Annotated in this window: 16 protein-coding genes; 2 read left to right on the top strand and 14 right to left on the bottom strand. The window is 40.6% G+C overall.

Going from position 1 to position 19,691, the window contains the following annotated elements:
- Positions 1–47 precede the first annotated feature (47 nt).
- Positions 48–1,256: an LCP family protein gene (locus tag LCU_RS09105; protein WP_056966310.1), complete on the bottom strand. Its 1,209-nt coding sequence runs from the start codon at positions 1,254–1,256 to the stop codon at positions 48–50.
- A gap of 193 nt (positions 1,257–1,449) precedes the next feature.
- Between LCU_RS09105 and pepF the strand changes: the two genes are divergently transcribed.
- Positions 1,450–3,258 carry an oligoendopeptidase F gene (pepF, locus tag LCU_RS09100; protein WP_054644248.1) on the top strand — a complete coding sequence of 603 codons (1,809 nt, stop codon included), beginning with the start codon at positions 1,450–1,452 and terminating at the stop codon, positions 3,256–3,258.
- Between the two features lie 40 nt (positions 3,259–3,298).
- Here the strand turns inward: pepF and LCU_RS09095 are convergent, their stop codons facing one another.
- The 9 genes from LCU_RS09095 to guaB all read right to left on the bottom strand — a co-directional run bounded on the left by LCU_RS09095 (position 3,299) and on the right by guaB (position 13,183).
- Positions 3,299–4,075 carry a metal ABC transporter permease gene (locus LCU_RS09095; RefSeq protein ID WP_054644252.1) on the bottom strand — a complete coding sequence of 259 codons (777 nt, stop codon included), beginning with the start codon at positions 4,073–4,075 and terminating at the stop codon, positions 3,299–3,301.
- Between the two features lie 34 nt (positions 4,076–4,109).
- Positions 4,110–4,790: a metal ABC transporter ATP-binding protein gene (locus LCU_RS09090; RefSeq protein ID WP_004265149.1), complete on the bottom strand. Its 681-nt coding sequence runs from the start codon at positions 4,788–4,790 to the stop codon at positions 4,110–4,112.
- Positions 4,787–5,674: a metal ABC transporter solute-binding protein, Zn/Mn family gene (locus LCU_RS09085; protein ID WP_039098315.1), complete on the bottom strand. Its 888-nt coding sequence runs from the start codon at positions 5,672–5,674 to the stop codon at positions 4,787–4,789. Before LCU_RS09085 ends, LCU_RS09090 begins: the two co-directional genes overlap by 4 nt.
- Positions 5,675–5,947: 273 nt before the next feature.
- Positions 5,948–6,529, bottom strand: coding sequence for a hypothetical protein (locus LCU_RS09080; protein ID WP_054644247.1), 582 nt, complete (start codon positions 6,527–6,529; stop codon positions 5,948–5,950).
- Between the two features lie 105 nt (positions 6,530–6,634).
- Positions 6,635–8,176, bottom strand: coding sequence for a UDP-N-acetylmuramoyl-L-alanyl-D-glutamate--2,6-diaminopimelate ligase (locus tag LCU_RS09075; RefSeq protein ID WP_004265146.1), 1,542 nt, complete (start codon positions 8,174–8,176; stop codon positions 6,635–6,637).
- 130 nt (positions 8,177–8,306) lie between these two features.
- Entirely contained in the window at positions 8,307–9,632 is a 1,326-nt protein-coding gene (locus LCU_RS09070; protein ID WP_128486154.1) for a serine hydrolase, read from the bottom strand.
- Between the two features lie 4 nt (positions 9,633–9,636).
- Positions 9,637–10,842, bottom strand: a complete 1,206-nt coding sequence (locus tag LCU_RS09065) for a sensor histidine kinase (protein WP_035185917.1) — start codon at positions 10,840–10,842, stop codon at positions 9,637–9,639.
- Positions 10,842–11,528: a response regulator transcription factor CroR gene (gene croR, locus LCU_RS09060; RefSeq protein WP_004265073.1), complete on the bottom strand. Its 687-nt coding sequence runs from the start codon at positions 11,526–11,528 to the stop codon at positions 10,842–10,844. The genes LCU_RS09065 and croR overlap by 1 nt, the downstream gene beginning before the upstream one ends.
- Before the next feature lie 173 nt (positions 11,529–11,701).
- Positions 11,702–13,183 (bottom strand): IMP dehydrogenase, encoded by a 1,482-nt coding sequence (gene guaB / locus LCU_RS09055; RefSeq protein ID WP_004265151.1) that lies wholly within the window; start codon positions 13,181–13,183, stop codon positions 11,702–11,704.
- 249 nt (positions 13,184–13,432) lie between these two features.
- On the opposite strand from guaB, the gene LCU_RS09050 reads away from it, so the two are divergent.
- Positions 13,433–14,230: a tyrosine-protein phosphatase gene (locus LCU_RS09050; protein ID WP_056966274.1), complete on the top strand. Its 798-nt coding sequence runs from the start codon at positions 13,433–13,435 to the stop codon at positions 14,228–14,230.
- A 128-nt stretch (positions 14,231–14,358) separates the two neighbouring features.
- Here the strand turns inward: LCU_RS09050 and LCU_RS09045 are convergent, their stop codons facing one another.
- The 4 genes from LCU_RS09045 to LCU_RS09030 all read right to left on the bottom strand — a co-directional run bounded on the left by LCU_RS09045 (position 14,359) and on the right by LCU_RS09030 (position 19,687).
- Positions 14,359–15,588 carry an MFS transporter gene (locus LCU_RS09045; protein ID WP_056966276.1) on the bottom strand — a complete coding sequence of 410 codons (1,230 nt, stop codon included), beginning with the start codon at positions 15,586–15,588 and terminating at the stop codon, positions 14,359–14,361.
- 62 nt (positions 15,589–15,650) lie between these two features.
- Entirely contained in the window at positions 15,651–18,245 is a 2,595-nt protein-coding gene (locus LCU_RS09040) for a glycoside hydrolase family 38 N-terminal domain-containing protein (RefSeq protein WP_056966278.1), read from the bottom strand.
- Positions 18,245–19,348 (bottom strand): PTS fructose transporter subunit IIC, encoded by a 1,104-nt coding sequence (locus tag LCU_RS09035; protein ID WP_056966280.1) that lies wholly within the window; start codon positions 19,346–19,348, stop codon positions 18,245–18,247. Before LCU_RS09035 ends, LCU_RS09040 begins: the two co-directional genes overlap by 1 nt.
- A gap of 18 nt (positions 19,349–19,366) precedes the next feature.
- Positions 19,367–19,687: a PTS fructose transporter subunit IIB gene (locus LCU_RS09030; protein ID WP_056966282.1), complete on the bottom strand. Its 321-nt coding sequence runs from the start codon at positions 19,685–19,687 to the stop codon at positions 19,367–19,369.
- Positions 19,688–19,691: the final 4 nt, after the last annotated feature.

Raw genomic sequence — 19,691 nt, 5'->3', positions numbered from 1 at the left:
CAAAAAAAGCGGTCCCCTTTTGCAAAGGACCGCTTTTCCATTCATTTTTAATAGCCCGCATTCCACAGATTTGTAGACTGTTGCATTTGCCAAGTATTGGTCGTGTTACTGTAATCGTTGTTACCACTATAAGTTGCACTGTTCGAGTAGCCATAGTTACTTTGCGTCGTCGTTGCAGCACTCTTTCCACCATTCATGACACTTTCAGAATAAACCGTAAACTCTTGATGATTTTCTTCACCTGTAAAATACGTGTTCAAATCATTTTGTTTGGTTTCTGCGTTGTTAATCGTTGTTTTTTCTAATCCCAGTGACGTTCTCAAGACATCTGAAACGCGTTGGATTTCTTCATTGGTTGGAATCTGATACGAGCTACCATCAATATCAGCATTACGTCCAGTTAAAACATCAGACTCAATTGATTTAGCTGCCTTTCGATAATTTGCTTGAATCGCTACCATGTCATCAAAACTGAGGTTAGTGGCAACACTATCTGACAAGGAGTCTAAGATAGATTCAAAGTTGGTCAAAGATTTAAGCGAGACTGCAGAATTAATCATCGACGTGATAACTTGTTTTTGCCGTTTTTGACGGCCATAATCGCCTTCTGGATCATCGTAACGCATTCGTGAGTAGTCTAAAGCGGCTTTTCCTTTCAGATGCATCTTGCCCTTAGTAAACTCGCTCCCGTTCCATTCGAACGTAAATGGTACGTCAACATCAACGCCACCGACAGCGTCAACAATCTTCGATAAGCCCCCCATGTTAACCGTGACATAGTAATCAATTGGGACATCGAACATCTTTTCAACCGTCGACATCGCCATATCAGAACCACCAACATTATAGGCAGCATTAATCTTCTGCATGTTAAATTCATCTGCGCCTTGTAACTGCACTAGCGTATCCCGAGGAATGCTGACCAACTTGACCTGCTCTTTATCTGGGTTGACCGTCGCCACAATCATTGTATCGGAATTCCCTTTATCAACCCGGCCCTCAGCACCAGTATCCACTCCGAGTAATAAAATAGAGAATGGTTTTTTATGTTTAATCGTTTTAGCGGCTTTTTTAGTCGTATTTGGTTTATAAATTTTATTCGCTGCAGACTTCACTTGATTACTGATGCGTAATGCATACGCGCCGCCACCGAAGAGGACTAGCGTTAGAATGAGTATCAAAACTTTCATCGTGCGATGCTTTTTAACTTTTTTGTAGTTTGCTTCTCGAGATCCGAAAAATTTAGAATTCTGCATAGGTGTTTCCCTTCTATCATGTATCATACCGGCATTAATAATGTTATGTTGCTATTATAGCGGAATTATCATTTCAAACAACGCCTTTTAAGAAAAGTTACACAATTTTAATAATTCCTTCAATTGTTGAACAACACTTTCCTAAGCGCTTTTATGCTAAAATATAAGCAATTCTTAATTATGGAGGTTTCATATGTCAACTCAACAACTCCCCACCCGCAATGCTGTTCCAGAAAAGCTCACATGGGACTTAACCACGATTTTCAAAAATGATGCAGCTTTTGAAGTAGCCTTTAAGAAAGTTAAAACGCAATTACCCACACTCAAAACACTTGATCGTCCGTTTGAATCGGCTGATCAATTAGTCGCTACAATCAAACAAATCTTAGCCACTTTCCGCCAACTCGAAACAATTTACGTTTATGCTAGCATGAAAAATGATCAGGATACTGCTAACGCAACTTATCAAGGCTATCAAGCCCAAGTGGACAGCTTAGCGGCCGAAGTTTCAGCCGCCGCTGCTTTCTTAGACCCTGCGATTCTCGCAATTCCTATTGTTCAATTGACCACTTGGTTGTCAGAATCCCCTGCTTTAGCCAAATACAGCCATTTCATTCAAACCATTACCGATAGTCGAGACCATGTCTTATCTGGGCAAGAAGAAGCCTTGTTAGCTGCTGCCGGTGATATCTTCAGTGCTGCTAGTCAAACCTTCAGCGTCTTAGACAACTCGGATTTACAATTCCCAGAAGTGACTGACGAAAACGGACAAACGTTTCAGCTTTCAGACGGGGTCTACAGCCAACTTTTGCAATCAGCCAACCGATCAGTCCGCCAAGCAGCCTTCGAAGCACTTTACAAAACTTATGGTCAATTCAAAAATACATTTGCGACGACGCTTGCCACTGAAATCAAAGGTCATAATTACTTAGCTCAAGTCCATCACTACGATAGTGCACGCCAAGCAGCGCTAGCACCCAAAGCAATTCCAGAAGCCGTCTATACAACCTTGGTTGATCAAGTGAACCAACACTTACCACTTTTACATCGCTATACTGAATTACGCAAAAAGCAACTTAATTTATCTGAATTACACATGTTTGATCTCTACACACCACTTTTAGGAAAACCCGCATTAACCTACACTTATGAGCAGGCGCAAGCAACTGCCAAAGAAGCATTGTCGATCCTAGGACCCGATTACGCCAAACAAGTTGCCCATATTTTTGATGACCGCTTAATCGATGTTTGTGAAAACCAAGGGAAACGGAGTGGCGCCTATTCTGGCGGCGCTTATGACACCAATCCCTTCATTTTATTAAACTGGCAAGATGATTTAAACAACTTATACACATTGGTCCATGAAACGGGGCATAGTGTCCACAGCGCCTTCACCCGTCAGACCCAAGATTATGTTTATGGCGACTATCCAATTTTCGTGGCCGAAATTGCGTCAACAACCAATGAAAATCTCTTAACGGAATATTTATTGCAAACACAGTCTGATCCTAAGATCCAGGCCTATCTACTAAACTACTATTTGGATGGTTTTAAAGGCACTGTTTTCCGTCAAACGCAATTCGCTGAGTTCGAACATGCGATGCATGCTGCCGCTGCCAATGGTCAGCCACTAACTGCCGAGTTCATGTCACAACAATATGCGGACATTAATAGCCGCTACTACGGACCTGCCGTCGTTAACGATCCACAGATTGCCCTTGAATGGACTCGGATTCCACATTTCTACATGAACTATTATGTTTACCAATACGCAACCGGCTTTGCTGCTGCAACGACTCTCGCTAACGGTATTAGCACCAAACAGCCCGGTGCTCTCGATCACTATTTAGACTACCTAAAAGCTGGGAGCTCCGCCTACCCAATTGAAATTATGCAACAAGCCGGCGTCGATATGACGAGTGCCGACTATCTCGAACGCGCTTTTGCAGTTTTCGAAGAACGTCTGGATCAACTCGAAGCCCTACTTGCTAACCTAAATTAAGCCTCATGAAAAAACGTCCTCAATGATTGAGGACGTTTTTTTAACGGCTAATTCGTCGATGATATAACAATGCAATAAAGTAAAAGCCAAACTCAATCGTGGCGATGAAGAAGGTCACTGGCCAGTTCGTTAGATAACCAAGCCATAAACCAAGCCAAACCCCTAATAACGCTGTGGCAACCGAGATTGCCAACATCCCGGGTACGCTCTTCGCTAAATATTTAGCAATGAACGCCGGAATCGTAACTAAGATGAATACTAGTAATGACCCCACAATCTGAGCAGCAATGCTGACACTGACGGCTAATAAAATTAAGAAATAAATCGATAGTAAGTTGGTCTTTAAACCTTGTGCTTGAGCGCCAATCGGATCATATGAATCAAATACCAAGTACCGGTAAAAGATCAACAGCCCAATCATAATTGCCCCAGATAAGATGATTAATTGATAAACATCTGCTAAGCTAATGCCAATAATCGAACCAAATAAAATATTGGTAGCATAACTAGCATTTCGGTTTGAAAGGGATAAAAAGAGAATCCCAAAACCGACAAACAGACTTGAAATCGCACTAATCGACGCTTCTCGCCGTGATTCTTTGGCACTCATCTGACCAATCGTGATTGAACTGAGTAACGTGAACAATAACATCCCATTCAATGGTGCAATTCCCATGAAAACCCCAAATGAGGCTCCGGCAAATCCAATTTCAGATAGGGTATGCGCTAGAAATGACATGTTCCGCGCAACAACAAATACCCCGATTAAACCGCAGGTAATTGCGATAAAAGTACTGGCGACAAAGGCATGCCGCATAAAATCAAAAGTTAACACTCGCTTATCCTCCGCTTTAATCTAATTCCAAATTGGGATCCAACTGACTCATTGGTCCGGCTTCATATTGACCTCGTTTTAAAAATAGGTATTGATCCGTGTATTTCCGGGCCAATTCTAAATCGTGGGTCACAAAAATAACCGTCAAACCATGTTCCCGGTTCAACTCTGCAACCAAGGCCATCACTTCTTCTTTAGTTTCAATATCCAAACTCGCTGTCGATTCGTCTAAAATCAACAAGTCTGGTTTACTGATTAATGCTTGGGCTAAATACGCCTTTTGCTTTTCACCACCAGAAGCATTCCCCACGGTCGTCTTTTGCAACGCGGTTAGATGGGTCTGTTCTAAAATTTGATCAAGCGCTTGGCGTTCTTTGCGCGATTTCCACGGTAAGTGGCTATCAAGTTGATTCAAACTCACAAAACTACGAATGGACAACGGATATTCAGCTTCTAAATTTCTAAACTGTGGCACATAACCGATGTTTAGCTTTTGCTTATCCGGGTTAAAAACGAGTTGTCCTTCTGTCGGTTGTAAATTACCGATTAATAGGCGCACCAAAGTTGTTTTACCAACCCCGTTTGGACCGATTAAACTCGTCATGCTACCACGTTCGATCGTAAAACTGAGATCTTTTAGTACTTGTCGATTACTAAAGGCAAGCCCTAAATGTTGTGCATTCACTAATTCTGTCATTTTGAATCCTGAGCCTTTCTAACTGCATCAAATTGCTGTTGCATCCATGTTAAATATGTTTTTTTAGCGGGTAGTGTTTCAGTTACTTGTACAACTGGCACCCCTTCTTTATCCGCTAGTTCGTGCATTTGTTTAATAATGGGACTTTCTTCTTGCTTATTAATCACTAAAAAGGCAATCTGATGGGTTTTAATTAAATCCCGCATCGTTGTAATATCTTTTGGTGATGGATCAGTCCCATCTTCAATTGCTTTGGCAAAGTGTTGGTTAGCGACTTTGTAACCCATTTCAGCCAATGCATAGTCAAAAACGGGTTCACTAACAGCCACTTGTTTTCCTTTGGCCTGCGCCTTTAGTTGTTGGAGTTGTGCGTCTAACGAAGCTAACTTTTTAAGATACACCGCACCATTTTGCTGATACGTTGCCTTATGTTTCGGATCGCGCTTGCTAAATTCAGTCACTAATCGCTTGGTCAATGTTGGCATCGTCTTTAAATCATACCATAAATGTTCGTTAGCGCCATTAGATTGTTTCATTAATTGACTGACTGTCAACACAGTTTGGTCATCTGGTTGGGCACTCTTAACGACTTTGTTTAACCAGCTGTCGTAACCAAGCCCGTTTTGAATCACAACATCCGCTTTAGCCACGAGTTTAGCATCATTGGTTGTTGCTTCGTATGAATGTGGATCTAAACTGGGACTATTGATAATCGACGTCACGTGACCTTGATTACCTAAAACCGCTTGTGCGGCCTCACCATAAAAATCGAGTGACGATACAACTTGAATCCCACTCGCCTTTTTCGTACTCTGACCACAACCAGCCACTAATAGCATTAGCAGTAAGATTCCCGCCATGATTTCCAAACCTTTTTTACGCATCTTTTTCTCCTCTTTTCTAAATCGTAATTATTACGTTTTACTAAAAATATTTTACACGAGTCTCACTAATTGTCAACCATTTTTCTGAAAACACTTAAAAAGGGATTGGGACAAAGATTGCTTTTGCCCTAACCCCTTTTTTGAATTGTTGAACTTTAAACGTGTTCTGTAAGTCATTCTCCTCCGGTTAACCCTGAGTCGCAAACAATTACTACAATTATTCACGCTCTGTGTTAATCCTCGGAGCATCCCGACTTACGCCACACTCTTTAATTACCAGATTTGTTCCACTGCACCTGTTGCTTGGACAACAAAATAACCTGCCCGTGGTTGATCTTCGTTTGGTACGTAAATATTAATGAGATAGCCTTGTTGTCCACCGCGTGTGATTAAGCCATTATTCAAATACGATGCGGTTTGACCAAATTGTGAGCCAACTTGTTGAACCACCAACTTAATCGCTTGGTTGCCATCTACGGCAGTTGTTTGTTGTGGTGTCGTGGTAGTCGTTGTTGTTGCACTGCTGCTAGATTGGCTCGCAGATTGACTACTGCTACTTGCCGTTGTAGCAGTTGATGATGATTCAGCAACACTTGCAGTTGATGAACTTGCTTGTGGGGACTCTACTTCAGTTGAAGATGCCATCGCCGCTTTGGAGCTCGCTTTTAATTGGCTTGCACTACTTGAAAGTTCACTTTCGCGTTTTGCAACACTACTTTCACGTGCTTTGAGACTAGCCGTGGTTGAACTTTGCTTGGCATCAGCATCTTGATTTGCCGTACTACTTTGACCACAGGCCCCTAATAATAGTAGTCCTGATACCAAAACTGTACTAACTGTAACCATCTTTTTCATAATAACCCCTCCAACTCCTATTGATTCATCTTTATTCTACGAGACACACCTCAGAATAGCAATTAAATCCACATCTGATTTAAAAATCTTTAAGAAACACGCTGATTAGCTTAACTTAGCAGCCACTTGCTTGGCAATCACCATATCAGTTGGATATGGTGTATCAACCCCGCGTACTTTCTGATAAGCATCGGCCCCTTTAGCCGCTAAGACAACAATTTCGCCCGGTTTACTTTCCGTAATCGCCTGTTCAATCGCTGTTGGACGATCAATTTCGATGGTGGTTGTCACCTTATCCTGGTCAATCCCGGCCAAAATTTCAGCGGCAATGGCTGCTGGATCTTCAAATCCTGGATCATCAGTCGTCAAAATGGCCCGATCTGCATATTCATTAAGGACTTGCGCAAACCCAGCACGTCTAGAAACACCTTTATCGCCAGGACTACCGACAACAACTAGTAGGCGTGGTTGATTGTATTCCTTTTGCAAGAAACTCAAGAGCGCCTTCATGCTGGCATAATTATGCGCGTAATCAACATATACTTGACCATGTCCTGGAACGGCTAAGGTTTCCATCCGTCCTGGAATCTGCAAGTCGCGAATCCCTTGTTGAGCTGCGATTAAATCCGCCCCTGCCAAACCGGCACCAATCACTGCAGCTGTCGCGTTACTTTCATTGAAATCCCCAATTAAACGCAATTGGTAATCACCAGAAACACCAAGCTGAATGGCTCGTTCAGAAGCCGCGGTAACTTTAAACCGACTTTCTGCTAAGCCCGTTTCTAGATTTTCAAAGCGGAAATCAACCGCCACCGGAATTGTAGGTTGATAATCCGTTTCGGCAAATAAGTAAATTGATTCCGGAGCAGTCGTCGTAGTTGCTGCAGCATACACATCCGCAAAATATTGCGTTTGCGCGTTAATCACACAGTGTCGTGAGTTGACCAATAATTGTAATTTGCAGTGTAAATAATCTTCAAAATTAGGATGTTCATTTGGTCCGACGTGATCAGGCGAAATGTTTAGGAAGAAGCCAACATCGAACGTTAAGCCGTACACTCGGTTTTTCTTATACGCCTGTGACGAAACTTCCATCACTAAGTGCGTCATCCCGTTTTCAACTGCTTTGCGCATGTCGCGGAATAAATCCAAACTTTCTGGTGTCGTTAAATTCGATTTGAAGCGATCCTCTGGTTTAGGCCCTAAGACACGATCAATTGTTGAAAATAATGCTGTTTTTTGACGGGTCGCCGCTTGTAAAATCGATTGAGTAAAGTAGGCCGCAGTTGTCTTGCCTTTGGTCCCAGTGTAAGCCACGATAAATAAATCATCTTGTGGGTAATCATAAAAAGCCGCTGATAAAACCGCCATCGCTTTTTGGACGTTCGTGACGATTAAGGCGTTCATCCCGTTGCCTTCAACAATCGCTTGTTCGGCAACATATGTTACGGCCCCTAATTCTTTTGCATTTGTTAAATAGACGGGACGAAAATTCCCTTTACAGAAAAAGAGCGTGTCCTCAGTTACCTGCCGTGAATCATACGCGATTCCGGTCATATTTAAAGTCGGGTCACCATTAAGCGCCACACTTTTCAATAAATGATGCTCTTTTAGAATTAACGTACATGCATCTAATGTTAAAGCCATTTTCGTCCTCCTCAAAATCCTTGTGAATGGTTTTAATTATAGCACGATTTAATCATGCTGCGCTTGAAACGGCTTATAATCGTAGCCATAAAAAAACGCGCCACCGTTAAGTGTCGCGTTTCGATTCCAACTAAAATAGGTTCGTGAAAAATTCTTTGATCCCTTCACCGATTAAAACAAATAAATTGGCTTTGGGGTCCGCCGTTTTAGTGCGTAATTGTGATTGTGGCGCTTGTCCGATATACCGCGTAGTGACACCGTTCAATTGTGGCATCACTTGACCAATTTGCACATTCTTTTTAATAGGTGCTTCCAATTGGCGTTTTGCACCACCTTTGACTGCTTGGTAATGCCAGTCAATGTTGGCTGCTGTGGTTCCTTTTGGCACCCACATTGAAATAGCTTTGTTCGTAATCAATTGCACTGTCTTTTGGCGACCATATTTAACCGTCGCTGTCTTATAAGGTGCGAGACTCTGATTGGCTTGTGCCAATTGTTTTTGTTCCCAACCATCGAAGACATATTGCATTAACTTGTTAGTTTCAATGAACCGCCGGCCAGTATCTTCACCATTGGCATGCATCACCACTGTTAGAATCCGTTGCCCATCTTTCGTCGCAGTTCCGGTAAAACAATCGCCCGCTTTGTCCGTTGTCCCGGTTTTTAAACCATCGACCACGTAGTCTTGCGGTGCATTATTTTCGCCAGGTAACATTAAGTTCCACGTTGACATGGCCGTTTCATCACTTGTTTGGGCGCCAAATGTAAAATGCGCTTGCTTGGTTGTTTCGAGAATTTCAGGATAATCAGCCAACAACTTTTGCGCTACGAGTGCGACATCTGCCGCACTCATTTCATTTTCAGCATCAGCCGGACTGCCTGGATAAACTTCAGCGCCGAGGAATTCATTGTTCAAGCCGGACACTGAATAAAGTTGTGCGTCTTGAATGCCCCAATCCGCCACTTTTTGCCGCATTAAATCGACAAAATCCTTTTGTGAACCGGCCACTTGGTTGGCGAGCATCATAGCTGCATCATTCGCCGAAGCGACCATCATGGCTTGGAAAAGTGCCTTGACGGTATATTGTCCGTCCGCTTGTAGAGGCACATTCGTTAAATCCTTATTTTGACTCAATTGATAAATGAGGTCATCGGGCTTCACCGTTTGTTCCCACGTTAACTTACCTTGCTTAATTTGCGCTAACACGATGTAGGCTGTAATCATCTTTGTCATCGAAGCGATTGGCAACGCCTGATCCGCATTTTGTTCGTATAAGACTTGTCCAGTTGCTGGGTCGAGCGCAATTGCTGCACTCGCATCGATTTGAGGGGCGGTCGGCAAACTCACCGGCGTACTTGCCGCTGCGACTTTGGTAGTCTGGGCACTCAAAAGACCGCCCACGGGTGCAATTGCCAATAGGCCGACCATTACATATTGTACTAATTTTTTAAACACAACATTACTCCTTAACTGATTTTGCGCCAGCAGTTTGAGGATCAATCCGCCGACCTAACTTCAAAGGTAAGTGTATCACAAAACTGGTTAATTCTGGCGTCGAATCAGCATAAATATAACCGCCATGTAACGCGACAATACTTTGGGTAATTGCTAACCCAAGTCCAGTGCCACCTGTTTCTTGTGAACGCGATGCTTCAACGCGATAAAAGCGGTCAAAGAGTTGGTTCAATGAATCACTTGGAATTTGTTGACCATCATTTGACACTTTAATAATCGCCTCTTGGCCGATTTTTTCAGCCGCCAACGTAATTTGTTTGCCACCCTTGCCATATTTCAAAGCATTAGCAATTAAATTATTGAAGACTCGACCAAGCTTTTCAGTATCGGCTTCCATCATCAGTGGTGCAGGATTACAAGTTACATTAATCTGCATCCCCTTCTTATTCGCTTCTAACTCAAAACTGGCCGCTAATTGATCTAACATCTGCTCCATATCAAACGTTGTCTTGGTAATGGGGGTCGATGTTTGCCGCACCTTCGTGTATTCAAATAAATCCTCGACTAAGACCTTCATTTGTTGCGCCTTCACGAAAGCGGTATGCGTATATTTGGTTAGTTCTTCCTTGGTTTGATACTGATTATCTTCAATTAAACCAAGATATCCGATGATTGAAGTCAGCGGCGTCCGCAAATCATGACTGACATTGGTAATCAATTCGTCCTTACTCTTTTCAATCTTGCGTTCTTCTTCCATTGAACGCACAGTACTATCAACCAGCGTGTTCACACTATCGATCACGCGTTGCAAATCCCGGTTGACACGCAAATTAATCCGGTGGTCCAAATGACCATCGGCAATGTAATGCAACTCACCAATCACGTGCCACATCTGCATTTGATGGTAACGCCGAATAAGCCGCCAATAGACGACTAACACATCGGCAACCCCCATCAAGATGACAAACCAATTTTGCCAACTCCAAATATGCGATTCATTCGGACCAATTGTAATGGCGTTTTTAATCATCCATACGCCGCCGCTTAGTTGCGGATTATTCACAATCGCCTGTTGTAACAGCACCATGATTGATAAATTTAATAGTAATAACAAAATAACCGTGATGATACCCTCGGCAAAGAGTTCGCTCTTTTCCTTAGCGGTTAGTGCCACTTTTTGCAGGTTCTTTTCTCCTTGATAGTCAGCCATTAAACTTCTACCTTATACCCAACACCCCAGACGGTTTCAATCACTTTTTCACCATCGGTTGCTTCTTCAATTTTGTCGCGCAAATGACTTACATGGACCATGACCGTCTTGGCAGAGACGATACTTTCTTGTTTCCAGACCCGTTCAAAAATATCGTCCGCTGAAAAGACCCGGTTGGGGTGACTGGCAAGTAAGTATAAAATCCCAAATTCAAGTGCGGTGAGTTGGATTTGCTTGTTATTAATCGTCGTCACTTCATGTGAGTCGCGCTTAATGATAAGCGGACCAACTTCTAAGACATCCGGCACTTCGTTGGCCACTTGTTGTTGGCTCCGCCGTAACAATGACTTCACCCGCGCCATCACTTCTAATGGATTGAATGGTTTTGAAACGTAGTCATCTGCACCGGTTAGGAGGCCTTGAATCTTGTCCATATCAGTTGTCTTGGCAGACACCACAATAATGGGCACTTGTGAATCCTTACGGACCGCCTTAATGACTTCGATACCACTCATATTCGGCATCATAATATCCAAGATCATCAAATCAATATCGGGATTCGTGGCAATTTTAGTCAGGGCTTCTTTACCCGTGAAGGCTTGAATGGGTTCGTAACCTTCGTTTTTAACATAAATACTTAATAATTCAACAATTTCTTTATCATCGTCTACAATTAGAATTTTCATAATCGTTACCTCGTTTAATTTAACATCATTTTGCATGATTCGCTTTCATTGTAACAAACTATCTTCTACTTAGGGTTAAAGAATTCTTTAAATCCTCCCCATCATTTAACCACAAAAAAAGGATTTAAGTCGTGCAAAACGCTCGACTTAAACCCTGATAGAAATGATTTGAATTAACGTGCTGAATAGTTAGGTGCTTCTTTGGTAATTTGCACATCATGTGGATGTGATTCTGTCAAACCAGCATTTGAGATTTGGACAAATTGTGCATTATCTTGTAGGTCCTGTAAATTAGCAGCACCAACGTAGCCCATCCCTGAACGTAAGCCACCAAGTAATTGGTAAATTACATCGCCGAGTGCACCTTTGGCAGCCACACGACCTTCGATGCCTTCTGGGACTAACTTGTTGGCTTCATTCACACCACTTTGGAAGTAACGGTCTGATGAACCATGCGACATAGCAGCCAAGCTACCCATCCCACGGTATGTTTTGAAACGACGTCCTTGATAGATTTCAAATTCGCCAGGTGCTTCGTCAGTCCCAGCTAACATACTACCAAGCATCACAACGTTTCCACCGGCTGCAAGAGCTTTAACGATGTCCCCAGAATATTTAATCCCACCATCAGCAATGATGGTTTTGCCATATTCGCGGGCAACACTGGCAGCATCGTAGATGGCTGTTAATTGTGGTACACCGACACCAGCCACAATCCGAGTTGTACAGATTGAACCAGGGCCAATCCCCACTTTAACGACATCAACCCCAGCATCATACAAGGCTTTTGTGCCTTCTGCAGTTGCGACATTCCCAGCAATCAAGGTTGCTTCAGGGAAGCGTTCGCGAATTTCACTAATCTTACGTAACACACCAGCTGAATGACCATGCGCAGTATCGATAATGATCGCATCAGCCCCTGCTTTCAATAAGGCTGCAGCCCGTTCAAAAGTATCGCTTGTGACGCCAACAGCGGCAGCAACTAATAAGCGACCATATTGATCCTTAGCCGCATTCGGGAATTCTTGCACTTTTTCAATATCCTTAATTGTGATTAATCCGGCTAAGCGACCGTCATCACCAACTAAAGGTAACTTTTCAATTCTGTTTTGTTGGAGGATTTGTTCAGCTTCTTCTAAAGAAGTGCCGACAGGTGCGGTTACAAGTGCTTCGTGCGTCATCACGGTTCCGATTTCAGCAGAGAAATCAGAGATAAAACGTAAATCACGGTTCGTAATAATGCCGACTAATTTTAGATCATCGAGATTTGAAACGATTGGGACACCACTAATACGATATTTACGCATCAAATCTTCAGCAGCACTAACGGGTTTATCCGCTGTTAAATAAAATGGATCAATAATAACGCCATTTTCTGAACGTTTAACCTTCAAGACTTCATCTGCTTGACGTTCAATACTCATATTCTTATGAATCACGCCTAAGCCACCTTGACGCGCCATAGCGATTGCCATGGGTGCTTCCGTAACGGTATCCATGCTAGCACTCATAATTGGTGTGTTTAACTTGATATTCTTTGCAAGTTGCACCCCTAAATCGACTTCGTTGGGGAGTACATGACTCTCCGCAGGTATTAATAAAACATCATCGAACGTAAACCCTTTTTTTGTAAACTTTGATTCCCATGCAGACATAATCTTCCTCCAATTTGTGAACTAAATTAACCGCCGACCCATCGATTGTTCGTATTATCTTTAATCGATAACCAGTTTAAAATTTGATAAAATATTAGCAGATTTTTCTGCAAACGTCAATAAACTCTTATTGAAAATTCATTTTCATCAATATCGTGTACGAATGAATCACGAACATTTAAAATAAGGGTGCACACCACCCAGCTTCGTTATACAATAGAAATAACTGATTATAAAGGATGGATTGGCATGCAAGAACAACAACGGGTTCTAGATTTAACACGAAGTTATAACCTACGCGAATTAGGCGGTTACCAAACGGTTGATGGCAAGTCCGTTAAATGGCACAAATTATTACGTTCAGGTAGTTTGAACGCGCTAACCGCAACTGATATTGAGGATCTCTTAAATTACGGTGTTGCTTACGATGTCGATTTCCGTTCACGTCATGAAATCAAGGTCGCCCCCGACCCATTTGATGACAACCAACTAACCTACCATCGTCTTTCGGTATTTCCATTCACTGACCAAGCCGATACCCCTAAAAAGCCAGCCAAAAAAGGCCTAATGCGGCTTTTTAGTAAAAAAGAAGCTGCTACTCCCGAACGATCAAGTATGGATCGGATGTACCAACAATTGATCACCGACTCCCATGCTCAAGCAGCTTATCGCGATTTATTTACCGTACTATTAAATAATCACGATACAAACGGTGCAGTCCTTTACCATTGCTCAGCCGGTAAAGATCGCACCGGTGTCGCAACTTTTTTAATTCTAAGTGCTCTCGGCGTCGACTGGGAAACAATCGTTGCCGACTATGTCCTCTCAAATGAGGTCCTAGGACTCAGCTCAGCAACCCCAACCCGAATTTCAAGTAACGATAGCCAGGTCGCTTCAATGAACGCTAAGAGCATTACACAGGCTAATCTAGAACTTGTCCGCGACACGATTAATCAAGAATACGGCAACATCGAAAACTACCTATCAAAGGCAATGGCCCTCAAACCCTCGGAATTAGCACAACTAAAAGAAAACTATTTAGAATAAAGGTGTGTTTGAAAAGTCTGTCTTGTTCGTTGTTTTTCTTCCTCAATTAGTACTGGCAATATATTAAAAAGCAGTTAACACAGCAATCTTGAACCGGATTACTGTGCTAACTGCTTTTTAATATACATTTATTTACTTAAAGCCTCTACATCTAATTCTCTTGAAGTTTTTAACGCTAACGACAGAATACTTGCCAGAAAATATAAACATGAAAATACAAATAAAACAAAATCTCCACCAAAATTTTGAAAAAGAATGGTGACTAGAAACGGTCCAATAAAGTTACTTAATCCTGATCCTAAATTTAACACCGAAATTGCAGTAGACTTACGGTCTGGTACAATTTCAGGAATCAGCGCTGATAATGGTCCAAATGCTGCAATCCCTATAGCAAAAACCATAAACGCACTTAATAATAAAAGATAATTCTTAGGTGTAAAATTAATAACAAAATAAATTAACAAACATGATAAACCGGTGATGGTTCCTGAAAAATAGACCAATACTTTTCGCCATCCGATTTTATCGCTTAACATTCCAAAAAATACACCCGCAAATGCATTTACAATATAACTAATCGACCAGATAGTGCTCCATTCCACAAGTGTATATCCGTTTGCGATTAAAAATATTGGCATCATTATGGTAAAACCAAACTGCCCAATATTATTAATTGTTTTAACAACCATTCCGATAAACAATCGTGGATATTCCATCATTATATAGATTCCAGTTTTCATTTCCTTTAAAACAGTCGTATCCATCTCATTCCGTTTTTCGTTACTCAATAAAAGCGCAGTTAGTCCGCCAGCTATTGCCACGATACACCCTACAATTAGCACATAAATTGCCGAGATACTTTTTAAAAGATGAACGGACAATGCAGGTCCGATAATTGTCATTCCTAAATTAAACGCTAGCCAGAACCACGATGTTGCTCGCCCAAGTGCAGAAGATTCCGTCTGTAGTGTAACTAGTATTAAAAAAGAATAGGCAAACAATGGATAAGCAGACCCTCTTAACGCATATATGATTGTTATCATCAGCGCATTTTTAAGAGCAATACTTATCACTAATAATATAGTCGTTATAATTAATAAACATAATCCGACTAACATCACTTTTTTAGCCGTATATCGATTAACTAAAAAGCTTGTAATCCAGGAAAATAATGCAACTATCACACCATAAAACGTAAAAGCAAGCGATACCGCACTGACAGTTACTCCTTGATTATTCAAAAAAGAAGAAAACCAACTTGATTCGATCGTAGAACCAAACATAAATAAAATTAAGCCTACGTACCCAAAAACTAAATCTTTAGATACACCTATTTTTTTCACTAAATTCCCCATCATTTATCCTTTCTAAAAGGGCTGAGACAATAATACTTGTCCCAGCCCAACATTAGATTATCTAACTATTCCGCTTTCAGTTTGAAGGTCAAAACACTGTACGCTGAGATAGTATTTGTAGATTCAAGATTTTCTTCCAATGCATTAATTCTCTCATATTGATAACCGCTAAACATTTGATCCAATGGCAAAGTTACTTCTTCGTCTGTAGGATTCTCTAAACGGATAACAAAAGCATCTGGGTCATAATATGCGTTATAAATACTCGAAACATGGTACATATTATCGCCAAAGTCCAATATTTTATCCTGTTTAGTCATTTGCTTTTGATTATTCTCTAAACTTTGAATTTTATTATCGATGCGATGAACAAAATAGTTCAAATCTTGTTTTTGATAAGCAATATCTTGTTGATTGTGCCTATCTTTCCACCAGCTCAACGTTTTATCATCAACAACCTTATCTTCAACCTTTAAGAAGAAACTAAACACTATATTTTGATCTAATAATTGTGCATCTGGTGTATCCATCATGATATGCCCTTTTTTAGTAGTATCCCCGGATGCTCTTCCTGGCCGATACATTAAATTAGGTTTCCCTAGGCTGTCAGTGGTTGCTAATAATGTCACCCAGAGTTTATTCTCCCCATACTCATATTCTCTACTATCATTTGTAAATAAACTTAAACTACCTTTTTTGTAGCTTGCAGAGATAACTTTTTCAAATGGTTCCACATTAACTGGCATTTCTGCGTATGTCGCTTGCCAGTTTGACAATGATTTATTTTTTCTTTCAATAAATCCATACGGAATACTTGCTTTGACAGCATCGATTACATCTAACGTCGCTAATTGTAATCTAACTCTATGATTTAAGATTTTATTTACAAATTGAATTTCTCCCGTAATTTCATCATCAGCTGAAAGTGTTAATTTTAATTGATATTCAAATTGCTTACCTTGCTTATAATTCAATCTGTCGTCTAATGTATATGGCAACTGCACTGTTCCCGATAATATCATTTGTTGTCTATTTGAATCTGCCAGACATAAACAATCATTAAATCTCAAACTAATAGGCTCGCTATTTACTTGTGGCGAAAAATCATAGGTATCCCCAGCGTTCCCTTCATCAATCAGTTGAATGAAATCACTACTCTTTTGGTTTCCATGAATGATATTAATTCTTTGACCGTCATACTGAATGGTAATATGCTTTCCCGTTATTTCATTTTTGCTAATCGTTGCTAATGCTTGGGAATTACTGCTTTCTTTAAGGCTAAATACTCGATAACCCACCCCCGGTAGTTCGCAAGTAATCTCTAATTCCAAAATATAATATCCTGGTTCAGTAATGAATCGATTGCCCGAAGAAGTTTCCTCTAATACATCCTCTCGACTCTCTACATATTGAGACGAAATAATCCGAGAATCCATATCTTCAAATACAACGTTGGGCGTTGCCGCTAGAACAGTGACCTTCTTCTGCCCTACAAAATGATTGCTAGATGCATTCACCACGAGTACTTCATTTTGTGAAAGATTCAGAAAATCACTGAGTTGTTTCATAACGGTATTTTCAATACTATCGCAAATCTCATTTGCTTCTTTTAATCTATGCTTAATATCATTTGCAACAGTATCTGAAACACATCCTGCCAAACTATCATGTGCTTGAGACTCTAACAATTTTTTCCAAGCTAGCATTAATAGATGATTGCTTAGCTGAATACCATTTTTTTTGGCAATCACCATCAATGGTTCAATCCGATATATTAATTTATCTTCTAAATGAAAAATTTCTTTTTTTAGATCCATTCTAACTGAACCAATTGTCTTATGAACGCGTGCTAGTACCGGTTCTCGAAGCTCTCCAGAATATTTTTCTAAATCTGTTTGCTTTATATAATCAAGAAATTTCTGGTAGGTACTAATAACATAATCATATTTACCAAGTTGATTTATTTTTTCTAATTTCTTGGAAAAATCATGGATAATCGCTAATTGATCATTCCCAGATGGAATCAGAATATCACCTTTAGTGTACTGTTTTATAAAATCAACTGCCGGATCCAGACGACCATCAACATATTCAATAGATGGTTCCAATAGCATTCCAGTTCCATATCCTTGTGGTAAATTCAACGCGTAGACACTATTCTTATTTCCCAATCCGGACCATTTAAAATACGGCGATTGAACATGTTTTGTTAAATGTAATCCACGCCACATGATGACATTATCCATTCCTGCTTCATTTAAAATCACTGGTAATTGGGCGTTAAATCCAAAAGTATCCGGTAAATATCCAAGCCTCATGGGCTCACCATACTTTTTACTTTCGTAAATTCCAATCATTGCATTTCTTAAAACAGATTCCCCAGACGTAAAACCAGCATCTGATTGGGTATACCATGGTCCAATAAATAATTGATTATTAGCTACCAATTGTTTTATCAATGGTACTTTTTCTGGGTATAAAGTCACATAATCATCAAGAATCGATAATTGGCCGTCCAATACAAAACTTGCATCTTCATTTTTTTTTAGTTCATTTAGGGCATCTGTAAATAGTTGATCACTCAGGACTAAAGCATCCATCGATGTAAAATACCACTCACGATCCCAATGAGTATGATTTACAATGTGAATTTTAGTCATTAGTTTTCCCACTCTTCTTCATCAACATCATAATCGACTACTTCTGTTTCTAATTCCTTACCTGCATCTTTACTACGCAATAACACACTAGATATCGCAACAAATAATGAGCCAGTTGCTACGGAAAGAATATAGATTGGCCACTTTGTTACAGTGAACCAGCCATAAAAACCACTAATAGGGGCTTCATTAACTGCACCTAATCCAACTGCCATGGCAGACCCAAGTGCTGATCCAATAACGGTTGAAGGAATTACCTTTAATGGATTTTCAACAGCAAATGGAATTGCACCTTCACTAACACCTACTAGTCCCATGATGATTGAAGACTTCCCAGCTTCACGAAGGGCACTATTATATTTATTTTTTGCAAATACGGTTGCCAATCCTAATCCAATTGGTGGAATAATAATTGCCACTTGAGCAGCTGTGTTTGGTGCGTATACTTGGCTCGTTAAAAGTGCCATTGCAGTTGTAACGGCCGCTTTATTTACAGGACCACCTAAGTCAAATCCAACCATAGCGCCAACAATTGCTGCCATAATAATTTGATTACCACCGCTTAAACCGTTTAACCACTTCTCAAGACCAACATTAATACTTGTAAATGGTACACCAATGACGTAATTGATAATAAGTACCGTTGCAAGTGTTCCAATAACTGGTACTAAGAAAACGGGTACCACTGATGACATTGATTTGGGTAATTTCACATGGTTTTTAATCCACAAACAGATATACCCAGCAATTAAACCAGAAGCAATCGCACCTAAAAACCCTGCGTTGATATCTTTAACAAGCATCCCACCAACTAAACCAGGGGCGATTCCCAATTTATCAACAACTGAATAAGCGATAAACGCAGAGATAATTGGGAACATTAACCCTAGCGCTGTCCCCCCAAAGCCATCAATAGAATGTAACAACTGAATTATGCCATTAGCACTATCTGCATATTTTGCATCCCAAATATCAGTAATGCCATAAATCGAACCACCCACCCGAGAAATGGCCATAATTACTGCACCTGCAATAACTAACGGAATCATATAACTAATCCCTGTTAACACATGATTCTTAATATCAGATAATATCTTTTTCATTGTTCTTCCTCCTTAGATTTAGTCCTTATCTACCAAAATTAGTGCATCTTCGATCACTTTTTCTGCATTCTTAATTGGTGCAGCAACAGGTACTTTTAATATTTTTTTACCTTCAAACCGTTCCTCATTGCGGACTTTAGTATCCACAGCAAAGATCACAACTTCCCCAATTTCACAATCTTTGTGACTTAATTCGTTTTCAATTCCTGTTGCCCCTTGAGTTTCAACTTTAATTAAATAGCCCTTTTTTTGTGCTTCTTTCTTTAGTGCTTGTGCCGCCATATACGTGTGTGCAATCCCCGTTGCGCAAGCTGTTACAGCAATAATTTTTCTTTTCATCATG

This window comes from Latilactobacillus curvatus JCM 1096 = DSM 20019 (assembly GCF_004101845.1).
In the GTDB taxonomy this organism is placed as follows: Bacteria; Bacillota; Bacilli; order Lactobacillales; family Lactobacillaceae; genus Latilactobacillus; species Latilactobacillus curvatus.
The sequence above is the reverse complement of the archived record's forward strand: the minus strand, read 5'-3'. Positions and strand labels throughout refer to the sequence as shown.

Coding starts and splice junctions, on each gene's coding strand:
- LCU_RS09105 (WP_056966310.1), bottom strand. CDS start 1,256: ATGCAGAATTCTAAATTTTTCGGATCTCGAGAAGCAAACTACAAAAAA.
- pepF (WP_054644248.1), top strand. CDS start 1,450: ATGTCAACTCAACAACTCCCCACCCGCAATGCTGTTCCAGAAAAGCTC.
- LCU_RS09095 (WP_054644252.1), bottom strand. CDS start 4,075: ATGCGGCATGCCTTTGTCGCCAGTACTTTTATCGCAATTACCTGCGGT.
- LCU_RS09090 (WP_004265149.1), bottom strand. CDS start 4,790: ATGACAGAATTAGTGAATGCACAACATTTAGGGCTTGCCTTTAGTAAT.
- LCU_RS09085 (WP_039098315.1), bottom strand. CDS start 5,674: ATGCGTAAAAAAGGTTTGGAAATCATGGCGGGAATCTTACTGCTAATG.
- LCU_RS09080 (WP_054644247.1), bottom strand. CDS start 6,529: ATGAAAAAGATGGTTACAGTTAGTACAGTTTTGGTATCAGGACTACTA.
- LCU_RS09075 (WP_004265146.1), bottom strand. CDS start 8,176: ATGGCTTTAACATTAGATGCATGTACGTTAATTCTAAAAGAGCATCAT.
- LCU_RS09065 (WP_035185917.1), bottom strand. CDS start 10,842: ATGGCTGACTATCAAGGAGAAAAGAACCTGCAAAAAGTGGCACTAACC.
- croR (WP_004265073.1), bottom strand. CDS start 11,528: ATGAAAATTCTAATTGTAGACGATGATAAAGAAATTGTTGAATTATTA.
- guaB (WP_004265151.1), bottom strand. CDS start 13,183: ATGTCTGCATGGGAATCAAAGTTTACAAAAAAAGGGTTTACGTTCGAT.
- LCU_RS09050 (WP_056966274.1), top strand. CDS start 13,433: ATGCAAGAACAACAACGGGTTCTAGATTTAACACGAAGTTATAACCTA.
- LCU_RS09045 (WP_056966276.1), bottom strand. CDS start 15,588: ATGATGGGGAATTTAGTGAAAAAAATAGGTGTATCTAAAGATTTAGTT.
- LCU_RS09040 (WP_056966278.1), bottom strand. CDS start 18,245: ATGACTAAAATTCACATTGTAAATCATACTCATTGGGATCGTGAGTGG.
- LCU_RS09035 (WP_056966280.1), bottom strand. CDS start 19,348: ATGAAAAAGATATTATCTGATATTAAGAATCATGTGTTAACAGGGATT.
- LCU_RS09030 (WP_056966282.1), bottom strand. CDS start 19,687: ATGAAAAGAAAAATTATTGCTGTAACAGCTTGCGCAACGGGGATTGCA.